This window comes from Patescibacteria group bacterium (assembly GCA_018897195.1).
GTDB lineage: Bacteria > Patescibacteriota > Patescibacteriia > Patescibacteriales > UBA12075 > JAHILH01.
Genome location: JAHILH010000001.1, coordinates 134,612 through 147,430 on the forward strand (window position 1 = coordinate 134,612; position 12,819 = coordinate 147,430).

The 12,819-nt window shown below is 37.6% G+C and carries 14 protein-coding genes; 12 read left to right on the forward strand and 2 right to left on the reverse strand.

Annotation, left to right across the window (positions count from 1 at the left end):
- The first annotated feature begins 2 nt into the window (after nt 1-2).
- The 4 genes from KKD45_00630 to KKD45_00645 are packed head-to-tail and all read left to right on the forward strand — an operon-like array spanning nt 3 to nt 3,674.
- On the forward strand, nt 3-533 hold the full coding sequence (locus tag KKD45_00630) for a hypothetical protein (GenBank protein MBU4309010.1): 531 nt from the start codon (nt 3-5) through the stop codon (nt 531-533).
- A 1-nt stretch (nt 534) separates the two neighbouring features.
- The gene (gene mrdA, locus KKD45_00635; protein MBU4309011.1) at nt 535-2,565 is read left to right on the forward strand and encodes a penicillin-binding protein 2; all 2,031 of its coding nucleotides are present in this window, start codon (nt 535-537) and stop codon (nt 2,563-2,565) included.
- Nucleotides 2,566-2,577: 12 nt separating this feature from the next.
- Nucleotides 2,578-3,258 carry a hypothetical protein gene (locus KKD45_00640; protein ID MBU4309012.1) on the forward strand — a complete coding sequence of 227 codons (681 nt, stop codon included), beginning with the start codon at nt 2,578-2,580 and terminating at the stop codon, nt 3,256-3,258.
- 11 nt (nt 3,259-3,269) lie between these two features.
- Entirely contained in the window at nt 3,270-3,674 is a 405-nt protein-coding gene (locus KKD45_00645) for an NUDIX hydrolase (GenBank protein ID MBU4309013.1), read from the forward strand.
- A gap of 668 nt (nt 3,675-4,342) precedes the next feature.
- Here the strand turns inward: KKD45_00645 and KKD45_00650 are convergent.
- A complete protein-coding gene (locus tag KKD45_00650; GenBank protein ID MBU4309014.1) occupies nt 4,343-4,657 on the reverse strand; it encodes a hypothetical protein in 315 nt (104 codons plus the stop codon).
- 57 nt (nt 4,658-4,714) lie between these two features.
- Nucleotides 4,715-4,972, reverse strand: coding sequence for a hypothetical protein (locus KKD45_00655; protein MBU4309015.1), 258 nt, complete (start codon nt 4,970-4,972; stop codon nt 4,715-4,717).
- Between the two features lie 227 nt (nt 4,973-5,199).
- On the opposite strand from KKD45_00655, the gene KKD45_00660 reads away from it, so the two are divergent.
- The 8 genes from KKD45_00660 (at nt 5,200) to KKD45_00695 (ending at nt 12,806) form a co-directional block, all read left to right on the forward strand.
- Nucleotides 5,200-5,913 carry a hypothetical protein gene (locus KKD45_00660; protein MBU4309016.1) on the forward strand — a complete coding sequence of 238 codons (714 nt, stop codon included), beginning with the start codon at nt 5,200-5,202 and terminating at the stop codon, nt 5,911-5,913.
- 45 nt (nt 5,914-5,958) lie between these two features.
- A complete protein-coding gene (locus KKD45_00665; protein ID MBU4309017.1) occupies nt 5,959-6,486 on the forward strand; it encodes a nucleotide exchange factor GrpE in 528 nt (175 codons plus the stop codon).
- Between the two features lie 86 nt (nt 6,487-6,572).
- Nucleotides 6,573-7,001, forward strand: coding sequence for an Hsp20/alpha crystallin family protein (locus KKD45_00670; protein MBU4309018.1), 429 nt, complete (start codon nt 6,573-6,575; stop codon nt 6,999-7,001).
- 125 nt (nt 7,002-7,126) lie between these two features.
- The gene (locus tag KKD45_00675) at nt 7,127-8,020 is read left to right on the forward strand and encodes a hypothetical protein (protein MBU4309019.1); all 894 of its coding nucleotides are present in this window, start codon (nt 7,127-7,129) and stop codon (nt 8,018-8,020) included.
- A 78-nt stretch (nt 8,021-8,098) separates the two neighbouring features.
- The gene (gene dnaK, locus KKD45_00680; protein MBU4309020.1) at nt 8,099-9,991 is read left to right on the forward strand and encodes a molecular chaperone DnaK; all 1,893 of its coding nucleotides are present in this window, start codon (nt 8,099-8,101) and stop codon (nt 9,989-9,991) included.
- A gap of 282 nt (nt 9,992-10,273) precedes the next feature.
- Nucleotides 10,274-11,347, forward strand: coding sequence for a molecular chaperone DnaJ (gene dnaJ / locus KKD45_00685; protein ID MBU4309021.1), 1,074 nt, complete (start codon nt 10,274-10,276; stop codon nt 11,345-11,347).
- 22 nt (nt 11,348-11,369) lie between these two features.
- Nucleotides 11,370-11,663: a hypothetical protein gene (locus KKD45_00690; protein MBU4309022.1), complete on the forward strand. Its 294-nt coding sequence runs from the start codon at nt 11,370-11,372 to the stop codon at nt 11,661-11,663.
- 213 nt (nt 11,664-11,876) lie between these two features.
- Nucleotides 11,877-12,806, forward strand: a complete 930-nt coding sequence (locus tag KKD45_00695; protein ID MBU4309023.1) for an ABC transporter ATP-binding protein — start codon at nt 11,877-11,879, stop codon at nt 12,804-12,806.
- The last annotated feature ends 13 nt before the right edge of the window (nt 12,807-12,819 follow it).

Sequence of the window (12,819 nt, forward strand, 5' to 3'; positions counted from 1 at the left end):
TTATGTTTGGCAAAATCTTCTTAAATATATTTATGCTTTTAGCGATTGTCGCATTGCAAAAGGGCTTGGTCACTTCGTTGCCGTATTTTATTAGTGGCACGAATTTGATATTAATTTCAATTATATTTATTTTGGGCGTATATGGTTTTTGGACAGCGCTTTACTGGACGATTGGCACGGGCGTTCTTTTGGATATTTATTCTTTTGTATTTTTTGGTAATTATTTAGTCAGTTTTTTATTAATACTGTTTATGGCGCATTTTTTGTTTGGTTTTTTGTTTACTAATAAATCGCTTTATTCATTCCTGACCATCGTCTTGCTCGGCTATGTATTCTTCGAAATATTTTTTACTTTTTTCTATTACCTTGAAGTCTTTTTTGAGAAAGGTAATTTTGATATTATTTTTGATGGAAATTTTTTCACAATTAAAGCCTTTGGCCTGTTGTCAAGTTTGGTTGCCTCAGTCATCGTTTTTAATTCATTAAATTTCTTAACTAATAAACTAAAACCAGTTTTCTTATTTAGAAGTTAGTATGGGATTGAAAAGCTACCTAAAACCTAATAATAAGTACGAGAAAATTTCCAATCCTTTTTCCATTCAACAGAACGGTTTTAAAACGGATAAGCATAATTCTCTCTATCGGACGGAATGGTCTGAGGATGTTTTTATATCTGATAATAATGGCAGAGAAATCTTGGGCAAGAGCTTTGATTTTAAGAAACTGCCGATTATCTTGTTTTTTCTTTTTCTTTCCTTAACACTGCTGATTGGCAAGGTGGCCTGGTTGCAAGTGGTGAAGGGGGATTATTATTACAAAATCGCCGAGGGTAATCGTATTCGCGTACATCGCATTGAACCGAAGCGCGGGATTGTGTATGACCGAAACAAAACACCGCTAGTGCGTAACGCGGCGAACTTTAAGTTATATTTTATTCCAATCGATTTGCCACCAAAGCGGGAAAAAGCCAAAGCGGGGGAATTGTGCCTTGAAGATATAGTTGGTGGTATTAGTGAGATATTAAAAGAGGTGGGTGAAAAAGATTTGTATGAAAAATTAGACACGGTGAAGATGGGGTCGTTGGAGTCGTATAGTCCGATATTCGTCTTGGATAATATTGACTATGAAAAGGCGATGAGTTTGTATTTGAAATCGTCCCAATGGCCAGGGGTGATTCTGTCCAATAGCTCTCGTCGTGAATATCCAAATGCGACCAAAGTAGTAGTTGATGATAAAGAGATGATGGTTGGTTTGTCATTATCGCATATCTTGGGATACACGGGCAAGATTAATGATACTGAATTAAAAAAATATGGTGAAGAGTATCAGCCGATTGATTATATTGGCAAAATGGGTCTAGAATATTTTTGGGAAAATGAATTAAAAGGCGTGAATGGCAAGAAGCAGATTGAGGTTGATGCCTTGGGCAAGGAAAAGAAAATCATCGGACAGGTGGATGCAGCTGATGGTCATGGTTTGGTCTTGTCTTTGGATTTACCAATGCAAACAAAATTGGAAGAATTATTTTTGAAATATATGGGCGAGCGGAAATTGACCAAGGGTTCAGCAGTGGTGATGAATCCGAACAATGGTGAGGTTTTGGCCATGGTTAGTCTACCAGCTTTTGATAATAATCTGTTTGCGCATGGTATCAGCCAAGCTGATTATTCCGGCTATTTAACCGCTGAAGATCGCCCGCTTTTTAATCGCGCGATTGGTGGTGAGTTTCCGCCAGGGTCAACTTTTAAAATGGTGCTAGCTGCCGGCGCGCTCCAAGAGCGGATAATTTCCGAAGGTACAAAATTTTTGAGTAATGGCGGATTACGAATTAGTCAGTGGTTTTTTCCCGATTGGAAAGGTGGCGGACACGGCATTACTGATGTCAAGAAAGCGATTGCGGAATCAGTTAATACCTTCTTTTATTATATCGGTGGTGGCTACAATGACTTTGTTGGTCTCGGTGTTGATAAGATTGGAGAGTATGCCGATAAATTTGGTTTTGGCAAACAGACTGGAATAGATTTAAACGGTGAAGCTAGCGGATTTATACCAACCAAGGAGTGGAAGGCGGAGGTAAAAAATGAGTCTTGGTATATTGGTGATACTTATCATCTTTCAATTGGACAAGGTGACATGCTAGTCACGCCTTTGCAAGTCGCCGCCTATACCAGTGTTTTTGCGAATGGCGGTAGCCTCTATCGTCCACATTTGGTGAATCAAATTATTAGTCATGAGAATGATGTGGTTAACGAAATTCAACCAGAGGTAGTACGCAAAGATTTTATTGATTCTGTTAATATTAATGTAATCCGAGAAGGTATGCGTCAAACTGTCACAAATGGTAGTGCGCGCCGTCTCGGCACGCTCAAAAAAACCTCAGCGGCCAAGACCGGAACCGCCCAGTGGTCCACTAAAAAAGATCCACACGCTTGGGTAACCGGCTTTGCACCCTATGAGAATCCAGAAATCGCGTTTGTGTTATTAGTGGAAGAAGGTAAGGAAGGCTCTGTGATTACAATGTCGATTGCACATGATTTTTTGGAGTGGTATTTTGAGAAGTATTAATATTTAAAACAAATGAATCAATTTGAACAATATCTAGAAAATCTGGGCAAACATGAAGATGAAAAGAGTAAATCCCTTTTAGATTCGAGGGGTTTGATTTTGGTTAATGCGGGTATTCATTTAAATAGAATTGGTGACTATATAGCTAATCCAAAAATTAAGTATAAAAAAATAAGAATACCAATGGAGAAGATTTTGTTTACTGGCACAGAGCCAGATTGGAATAAAATTTTGATTGAAAAATGTCATAGACGGGTCGATGAATTTAAAACATTAGTGGCCAAGGACGATAGAATACGGAAGAAGATGGAATCAGAGGCTTCTTTTGGGAATGAGACAATTCTATTACGAGAATCTAACGAGGCGGGCTATTATTTAGTTTTTGATGGCATGCATAGATTTGTTGGTGCAGTTCTTAAAAATAAAAAAAATATTTTGGCATACGTGCCGATTAACGAAAAAAAGCATCTTCCAATCTGTGAGGCGCATGTTGTCTACGATTTAATTCGCAGCTTTCAGCGTGTTAAAAAAGATAAGATTAGTAAACAGGAATTGTATTGCGCATTAAGGTTGTTAGCCAGAACGTATGAGAATGTAATTGGATTATTAGAAAAAAGATTTGATTTTAAAAACCTTCCAGATGAGGATGTTCAGGAAATAATCAAGAAGGTCGTTGAAAGTGTTAAAAAATAATATAAAAAAATATGAAGCAAGTCCATCCAGCTGTTAAGGCGATAATACAACGAGGTGATAAATTTCTTGTGATTAAGCAAGAATTTAACGATAAGGCCGTCTGGGATTTGCCAGGTGGTAGGGTTGAATTTGGCGAATCTCCGTATGACACGTTGGTGCGCGAGATTGACGAAGAGGTTCATCTTTCTATTAATATCATTAAACCACTTGGATTTTTCTGGTTTTTTAGACATGATGGCGATCAAGTTGTTTGCACGACGTTTTTGTGTACTGCTGATGACTATGAGATTGATTTGACGAAAAACCCTGCTGATGAAAATATTACTGAATATAAGTGGGTGACAAAAGATGAATTTCTTGGCGATGAGTATGTGGTTATGCATGAGAGCATGAAGAAGCTTGTAACTTTGCTATAGCGGAGAGACTCTGACGGAATCAAAGGCAAACTATTGACAAAATAAGCATATTGATGTATGATAATATGATTAAATTTAATAAATAAATTTATTTAGTTCTTTCGGATTTTAAAATATGAGGAGGTGTGTTAATGCAAAATTTGCTTGATTCCGTGGAGGGGAACTTAGTTCCGTATTCGGGAGTATTGGGAAAATTGATGTTAATCTTTGGTTTGGGTTTAAGTAGTATCGGTTTTCCATATCAGGTTTATAGAAATTACATAGACCACGTCTGCGGTATTAGTATTATTGTTATTGTCTTGGCTATAATGCTCCTTCTAATAAGGATTCCTTATAGCCTGAGCAAGAGAGCATGGCACATGATACCATCTGACTTAGTTGGTTTAATTGCAACAATTGCTCTGATGTGGCAATGGTTTGTTTATTAATAATTAGTGAATAAAAGCTAAACAGCTTTCAATGGGAGAACATTTACGTTCTCCTTTTTTATTGTTTAATTTTGGTGAAAGATGTTGTTAACGTGTGTGCATTGGTTTTTAAAAATAGATATTTGCCGGAAGAATATTTGTTTAAAAATGTTGTTAAAAAGTGGTTGGATCGAAAGCTTAAGGATTTGAAGAAATAAAAAATAAGGCAATCGATTTTGATTGCCTTATTGTGAGATGACGCTACAGTCTTTTCGCAAAATATGCAGTTGCCAATTTCATGGCGAGAATATCTTGGTTGACTTCTCCCGTGTCTTGATCGGTCGCATCTTGAAGGGCGGCCGCTTCCCGACAGGCGAGAGGAGTGGAGTTTGCAAGGTATACCGCTCGTTCTGGCGTTATTCCTTCTTCAACCACTCTTTGATGACTTTTAATGTCGTCGGTGTACCATTGGTCGAAATATTTCTTGGAGGGAAAACTCGTCCATGTGATGACACCTTCGTATCCTCCTGCTTCTTTGGTGAATGCAAAAGCTACATTATAATTATTTTTCTTCATACCGTGCTCCTCCTCTTTATTCGCGATTGTTGATGTGTGCTTTATTATTTATTCTCATCATGACCTAAGAATTGAACCGCCAGAACCATCGGTTAAAAGAGGGTCTCCCGTGCTTGTTAGCTCGTTGATCAGTTGACCCATTGATTTTACTGTTCCAAGTTTTCCCGTACTGCTCAGGGTCATCACGCAGGCCAGTGTTGCTGAGGGCTTTGTGGATAATACATACATGTCAGCTTGCAGTAATCGACAAAATAGAAGGCCAAGAATACGAAGGTCTTCAGCATTTTCTTCTACGAATTTTGCAGTATTATTCATGGTTATAGCCTCCCTTGGTATTATTGTGTAGTAAATTTTGTGATATCTAATATTTTAATGAACTGTGTTTGTTGAAATAATATATATCAACAATTAGGCTAACTTAGCATTATTTTTAGTAAAAGTCAATATTTGCTTAATTTTTCCGCAATAACGAAAATTAGATAATATTTCTCAATAAATTAGCACTCTTGACACACGAGTGCTAATTTTGATATAATGGTTTTATGGATCAGAGAAAAGAGAAAATTTTGCTAACTATCATCAAGGAACACATCAAAACTGGGGTGCCGGTTGGTTCGACTGGGCTTGTGGAAAAGTACGACCTGGGGGTGTCTTCGGCGACGATTCGGAATGAGATGGCTGACCTTGAAGAGGATGGTTATATCATGCAACCACATACTTCAGCAGGGCGAATTCCCACTGAGAAGGCTTATGATTTCTTTTTGGAGGATTTGAAGCCGAAGAAGGTGAGTGATAATATCGTATCTTTATTGAAGGAGTTGTTGCGCGAAAAGGAAGAGGCGGATTTTAAGAAAGTGGCAAAGGCTTTGTCGGAGATGACGAACTCGGCTGTGTTCTGGGCTTTTCATAAACACAATCTGTATTACACGGGAATTTCTAATCTTTTTAAACAACCGGAATTTTTGTCGATTAACTCCAAGATGCCGACGGATCGTAATTATGAATTAATTTACGATATTTCTTCAGTAATTGACCGAATGGAAGATATTATTGATGATATTTTTGAAAAGATAAATGAGGGGGAAAATATTTGGTTGGGCTCGAAAAATCCGTTTGGTAATTTTTGCGGTTCAATTGTTATTAAATATAAGCTAAAAGATAGGGTGGGCGTATTTGGACTTCTCGGGCCGATGCGAATGGATTATGAAAAAAACATTGCCATTATGCGACACATCGAAAAACTAATTAATAGTTAATTAGTCATTAATTAAATCTTAATTAAAATATTATAATATATAAGTATGAAGAAAGAAGAAAAAAAAGACCATAACAAAGAGGAAGAAATTGAAAATGAAGAGGTGAAAGGTGCTACTGATGCGCAAGAAGAAGCCACTCCAACCGAAGAGGTAAAGAGTAGATGTGAAAATTGCGATGAGTCGGACAATAAATATAAAAGAGCTTTAGCGGATTATCAGAATTTATTAAAAAGAACCGCAAAAGAAAAAGAAGATTTTTTCAAATATTCTAACGAACAGTTGATTGTTGAAATGATTCCAGTCTATGACAACCTAAAAACATCTCTTGAACACACTGATGAACAGATTGAAAAGAGCGCCTGGTTAGAGGGTGTGAAATATGTTTTAAAGCAATTCAAAGGTATTTTAGAAGGTGTGGGTGTAGAGGAAATAAAAACTGTTGGTGAAAAATTTGATCATAATACCATGGATGCGATTGACGGTACTGGGGACAAGGTGATCAAAGAAGGGAAGCCGGGATATAAGTTAAATGGAAAAGTGATAATTCCAGCACGGGTGATATTGGGAGAATAATATATAATAAATATTTAATTAATAATCTGATGATGTTTATTAAACAAATGCTGATTTGTTTGTGAGACGTCAAAGGACAAAATCGTATGGCTTTGATCAAATGGACCCCATTTCTTGAACCATTCGAAGAAATGGATAAGATGTTGTCGGATTTTGCTCCGACTATTCATCGACAAGGTGGCTATGTGCCGGCAGTTGATATGTATGAAGACAAGGACAACGTAATTGTGGAGACGCAGTTAGCGGGTATCGATCCTGACGGGGTAAGCATCTCGATTGAAAATGATGTTTTGACGATTAAGGGTGAAAGTGAGAAGAAGAGTGAAGTGGAAGAGAAGAACTATTACAAAAAAGAAATCAGACGCGGTAGTTTTTATCGCAGCATTCAATTGCCAACTCATGTAAGCGGTGATGCGGCGAAGGCGATTGCCGAGGATGGAGTTTTGAAAATCACAATTCCAAAATCTGAAGGTGCAAAACCTAGAACTATCAAGATTGAAACCAAGAAAAAATAATTGTTTTTTCATTATGTTGCTTCATTTAATTAATGAAGCAATGAGATGATAAAGTAATATTTACAATTTATTTAATCAGGTAAGGTATGAGATTATGTATTTCATGCTTTTGCCTAAATGTTATTATGAGTCAAACAAATGAAGACCTTAAAGTTAGTGTTACCAACGAGGGTGGTGAGAAGCGCGGACGTAAACCTAAAAAAAGGATTGAGGCAGAGAGAATGGATCAAATTGAAAGACCGAAGGCGAGAGTGCCAAAAGAAGGTATGAAAATGACAGTGATTTCCGTTGTGATTACGGCGATTGTTGTGGGCGGCGGCCTGTATGCTTGGCAAAGAGAAAAAATTAATAGCACTGTGAATAGCATTACAGAAGAAGCAAGAAATACTAGAGTTGATTTAGAAAAGAAATTAACCAATATTAAAGACAAGGCACAGGGGCTACAGACAGAGGTGGAGGAATTGAAAAGTAAAAATGAAAAATTGTCAGAAGCTGAGGCTTTATTGGCTAATGCCAAGATTGAATTTAACAATACTGAGCTAGGAATCAAATTCGAATATCCAGCTAGTCTGGGCGAAGCTAAGATAACGATTGAGAATGGTGAGGGTGGCAAAACCATCAAGGGCACATTTAGTAAAAATGATAAATTGGTATTTGGTGGTGTGAGTAAGAATTATCAAAAACAAGGATCTTCAACTGTTACTGAGCTCTTAGATTTTCAGGGCTATAAAGATGTGAAGAAAACGGTTTACTTCTTGGCACCTAGCTCCAATGTTGATGGTTATGAAATGACTACAGCGGGAGAAGTGGTGACCGGCAAGGGCAAGGCCTTCTTATTGAATGATAAGAGTTTTGCAATGAAAGCATCAAGTACAGAAGCTGTGGTAAATATTGGTCAGAATTTGGCGGCTGTGGTGAACATTACCAATCCTGATTTTGGTGGCATTATTTTCGTAAATTCTGATTTTGGAATGATGAGCGTTGATAACTTTAAGAAGTTGATTGGTTCAATAAAATAAGATTGAAAAATTATTAATTTAATTACATAATAGTGCCTTGTTTAGGACATTGTGCTTTATGCGATATATAAAATATTTATGAGTAAGATACTTGGTATCGACCTTGGTACAACTAATTGTGCGATGTCGATCATGGAGGGTGGACAGCCGAAAATTTTAGAGAATGCTGAGGGTAATAGAACAACACCATCAGTGGTAGCTATTTCAAAAAATGGCGAAAGACTAGTTGGTCAAACTGCAAAAAGACAATCTGTAACTAATCCAGAAAACACTGTTTATGCAGTAAAACGTTTGATTGGTCGTCATTTTAATGACAATGAAGTGCAAAGAGATATTAACACTGTGCCTTACAAGATTGTAAAGAGTGGCGAGGGTGTGGCCGTACACATGGGCGACAAAGATTATTCTCCGCAAGAAGTTTCAGCGATGATTTTGTCAAAATTGAAAGCTGATGCAGAAGCAAGAATTGGTGAAAAAATTACTGAAGCGGTTATTACCGTGCCGGCATATTTTAATGATTCACAAAGACAAGCAACTAAGGATGCGGGTAAAATTGCCGGTCTAGATGTAAAGCGTATTATCAACGAACCGACAGCAGCAGCTTTGGCCTATGGCTTTGACAAGAAAAAAGGCCAGAAGATTGCGGTATATGATCTTGGTGGTGGTACTTTTGATATTTCTGTTTTGGAAATCAGTGAAGATACGGTTGAGGTAAAATCAACCAACGGTGATACTCATCTTGGTGGTGAAGATTTTGACCAAGTTTTGATTAAGTGGATTATTGAAGATTTCAAAAAAGAAAATGGCATTGACTTATCAAAAGACAATTTGCCGTTGCAAAGAATTAAGGAGGCTGCTGAGAAAGCGAAGATTGAGTTATCAACGATGATGGAAACCGAAATCAACCAACCGTTTATTACGACGGGCGAAAACGGTCCATTGCATTTGGTTAAGAAAATTACTCGGGCAAAATTTGAAGAGTTGGTTGGCGACTTGGTTGAAAAGACTTTGGAACCAGTGCGAGCCGCTTTGAAAGATTCTGGCTTGACTGTAAACGATATTGAAGAAGTGGTGATGGTGGGTGGTATGACTAGAATGCCTTTGGTATTAGCGAAGGTGAAAGAATTTTTTGGCAAAGAACCGCATTTGGGTGTAAATCCTGACGAGGTGGTAGCGGCTGGTGCGGCGGTGCAAGCTGGTGTATTACAAGGTGATGTAAAAGATTTATTACTTTTGGATGTAACACCTTTAACATTGGGTATTGAAACAATGGGTGGTGTATCCACTGCCTTGATTGATAGAAACACAACTATCCCAGCTTCAAAATCTCAAATTTTCTCCACTGCGGCTGACAATCAACCGGGTGTAGAGATTCACATTTTACAAGGTGAGCGCTCAATGGCGGCTGATAACAAGACTTTGGGTAGATTTATGTTGGATGGTATTCCACCAGCTCCACGTGGTGTGCCCCAAGTTGAAGTAACTTTTGATATTGATGCGAATGGTATTTTGCACGTGAAAGCACAAGATAAGGCAACTGGTAAAGAGCAAAAGATTACCATTACTTCATCATCAGGACTTGATGAAAAAGAAATTGAGAAGATGAAAAAAGATGCGGAGATGCATGCCGAAGAAGATAAGAAAAAGAAAGATAGCGTGGAGGCAAAAAATCACGCTGAGTCTGTAATTTTCTCTACGGAAAAATTAATCAAAGAATCTGGCGATAAAATGAGCGAGGCGGACAAAAAAGAGTTGGAAGAGAAATTGGAAGAATTAAAGAAAGTAAAAGATTCAACTGATTCTGAAGATATTAAGAAAAAGATGGAGGATGTAAATGTAATTGCGCAAAAAATTGGCACAGCAATGTACCAAAACGCGCAAAGCGAGCAAACAGCTCAACCGGGTGCGGAAGGTGAAGAAAAGAAAGACGGCGACAATGTCGTTGAAGGTGAGGTTGAAGAGAAGAAGTAAATAACTTTCTAAGTAGCTTCATAGACTGCCTATTGTGTTCAATAGGCAGTCGGTTGAATTTATTTATTCCTTCGTCATTCCCGTCCCCAGTCAAGCTGAGGATAAACCTCCGGCGGGAATCCAGGCGCTACAGATTTTGAATATATAATTATAGAGACTAATTTAAATAAAAAAATTGATAATAAAAAACTTTGTATATTTTAATTTTCCTTATACAGAAAACATTATACGAGGTGCCTGGATCCCCGCCTTCGCGGGGATGACGGAATAAGAAAAAAAACAATGTCAAAAGATTACTATAAAGTATTAGGTGTTGATAAGAATTCTAGCCAGGAAGATATTAAGAAAGCGTTTCGAAAAAAAGCGCACGAGTATCATCCTGATAAAAAGACTGGCGACGAAGCGAAGTTTAAGGAAATAAACGAGGCTTATCAGACGCTGGGCGATGAAAAGAAAAAATCACAATATGACCAATTCGGTTCCGGTTATGAAAACATGCGCGGCGGACAAGGTGGCGGATTTGGCGGTTTTTCAGGTGGCGGATTTGGCGGTGTAGACATGGATGACCTCGGCGATATGTTTGGTGGTTTTGGTGATATGTTTGGTTTTGGTGGTGGCGGTCGTCGACAACAAAGTCGTGGGGCAGATTTGCAGATGAATATGACAATTGATTTTGCTGAAGCGGTTTTTGGGATTGATAAAGAAGTGCGGGTAAACAAAAAAGTGACCTGCAATCATTGTCATGGCAACATGGCCGAGCCTGGCAGTAAGGTAAACACCTGCTCAACTTGTCATGGTAGCGGTCGAGTGATGCGTGTGCAAAGAACTATTTTGGGTAATATTCAGATGCAAGCCACTTGTGACCATTGTGGTGGCACAGGCAAAACTTATGAAAAAAAATGCACCAAATGCCATGGCGTGGGCGTTGTTAATGATAATGTAAATTTAAAGGTGCGTATTCCAGCTGGAATTAATGATGGCGAAACGATTAAATTATCAGGCCAAGGTGCGGCAGGAGAAGGTGGTACACCGAGTGGTGATTTATACTTGAATATTACCGTAAAAAGAGATAATCGTTTTCAAAGAGATGGCTATGATATTCATACAAAAATAGATATTAGCTTTACACAAGCAGCGCTAGGTGGTAAAATAGAGATAGAGACAGTTCATGGCGTGGAGAGATTAAAAGTGCCAGCAGGAACGCAGTCGGACACGATTTTTAAGCTTAGAGGCAAGGGTGTGACGAAATTACGAGGTTCTGGGGTGGGTGATCATTTTGTGAAAGTGCACGTGAAGACTCCGACTAGTTTGTCACGAAAACAGAAAAGTCTTTTGGAGGAATTAGATAATGGTTAAATATTGTAATTAAATTTAATTTATGCCAATTTTTAGACAGGAAAATATTACCCCCGAAATGTTTAATAACGCCGTTGATAACATGAGCGAAGATGAGAAAATCGTTCCCGTTAATGATGGTGCTAGTAATTTAGTTGAAGATGATGATAATTCAGAAAAACAGTTGCGAGAAAAAATGATTACCGATGCTCGGGAGCTAGAAAGAGAGAATCTTATTATGTCTGGAGAAATAGCACCAGATTATCATCCAAATAGTAAAGATAATTGCTCTCATCGATATGGATGTGGAGAACAGTATAAGCCAAAAAATAGATAAACAAGTTAAAATATAGTTATTTTACGACAAAAATCATTGTTTAGACAGTGATTTTTTTTATTATTTTTACGTATTAAGGAGTGTAGATTATTTGTGATTGTCATGAATAAGTTATCCACAATAAAAACTTGTATATTTTTCGTAAATTATTATAATCAATATTAGTTATTGATAATTTATTATTTAATAATTATTAAATAAATAAGTAAAACTATGATCGAAATAAAGAACTTGTCAAAAAACTTTGGAAGCACAAAAGTCCTAGACGACATCAGCTTCTCAGTAAAAAAGGGGGAAATCCTAGGTTTTCTTGGTCCGAATGGAGCAGGAAAATCAACAACAATGAAAATCATCACTAGTTTTTGGTCACCGACCAAGGGCAGTGTGGAAATTGACGGTGTGAAAACGGAAGATGATTCCATGTTAACACGGTCGAAAATTGGCTATTTGCCTGAAACAGTACCGTTGTATGACGACATGCGTGTTTTTGAGTATTTGAAATTTGTGGCTGAGGTGCGTGGTCTTGAAAAAGACAAAATTCAATCTCGAATTAAAGAGGTAATTGAGGCGTGTAATTTGCAAACAGTAATTAGAAAACCGATCGAAGAATTATCAAAAGGTTTCCGCCAAAGAGTTGGTCTGGCGCAGGCAATTATGCATGAGCCTGATATTTTGATTTTGGATGAACCAACAACTGGTCTTGACCCAAATCAGATTGTGGAAATACGCGAATTGATCAAAAAAATTGGTAAAGAAAAAACAGTTATTTTTTCAACCCATATTTTGAGCGAAGTTAGCGCAACTTGTGATCGGGCGATTATTATTAATAATGGTAAGATTATTGCTGAAGGCACACCGGCTGAATTGGTTCATAAGATGGGTGGTGCAGAAATTATCTATGTAAAAATTAAAGGCAAGAAAGAGGATGTGCTATACAAGTTAAAATCGATGGACAATGTAATAAAGGTAGAAGAGAAAGATAAGGAATCGGATGAAATTCATGGTTATGAATTGACTCCGGTTGAGGGCGTAGACTTACGTGAACAGCTTTCAATGTTGGTAATGAATGCCGGTTGGAGCATTTTGGAATTTAATAAAAAGAGCATTTCATTGGAAGATGTGTTTATAAAATTAACAAAGTAATAACGATATGAGT

Bases quoted from the DNA above. Each gene is read 5' to 3' on its own strand.
- KKD45_00630 (MBU4309010.1), top strand. From the start codon at position 3: ATGTTTGGCAAAATCTTCTTAAATATATTTATGCTTTTAGCGATTGTC.
- mrdA (MBU4309011.1), top strand. From the start codon at position 535: ATGGGATTGAAAAGCTACCTAAAACCTAATAATAAGTACGAGAAAATT.
- KKD45_00640 (MBU4309012.1), top strand. From the start codon at position 2,578: ATGAATCAATTTGAACAATATCTAGAAAATCTGGGCAAACATGAAGAT.
- KKD45_00645 (MBU4309013.1), top strand. From the start codon at position 3,270: ATGAAGCAAGTCCATCCAGCTGTTAAGGCGATAATACAACGAGGTGAT.
- KKD45_00650 (MBU4309014.1), bottom strand. From the start codon at position 4,657: ATGAAGAAAAATAATTATAATGTAGCTTTTGCATTCACCAAAGAAGCA.
- KKD45_00655 (MBU4309015.1), bottom strand. From the start codon at position 4,972: ATGAATAATACTGCAAAATTCGTAGAAGAAAATGCTGAAGACCTTCGT.
- KKD45_00660 (MBU4309016.1), top strand. From the start codon at position 5,200: ATGGATCAGAGAAAAGAGAAAATTTTGCTAACTATCATCAAGGAACAC.
- KKD45_00665 (MBU4309017.1), top strand. From the start codon at position 5,959: ATGAAGAAAGAAGAAAAAAAAGACCATAACAAAGAGGAAGAAATTGAA.
- KKD45_00670 (MBU4309018.1), top strand. From the start codon at position 6,573: ATGGCTTTGATCAAATGGACCCCATTTCTTGAACCATTCGAAGAAATG.
- KKD45_00675 (MBU4309019.1), top strand. From the start codon at position 7,127: ATGAGTCAAACAAATGAAGACCTTAAAGTTAGTGTTACCAACGAGGGT.
- dnaK (MBU4309020.1), top strand. From the start codon at position 8,099: ATGAGTAAGATACTTGGTATCGACCTTGGTACAACTAATTGTGCGATG.
- dnaJ (MBU4309021.1), top strand. From the start codon at position 10,274: ATGTCAAAAGATTACTATAAAGTATTAGGTGTTGATAAGAATTCTAGC.
- KKD45_00690 (MBU4309022.1), top strand. From the start codon at position 11,370: ATGCCAATTTTTAGACAGGAAAATATTACCCCCGAAATGTTTAATAAC.
- KKD45_00695 (MBU4309023.1), top strand. From the start codon at position 11,877: ATGATCGAAATAAAGAACTTGTCAAAAAACTTTGGAAGCACAAAAGTC.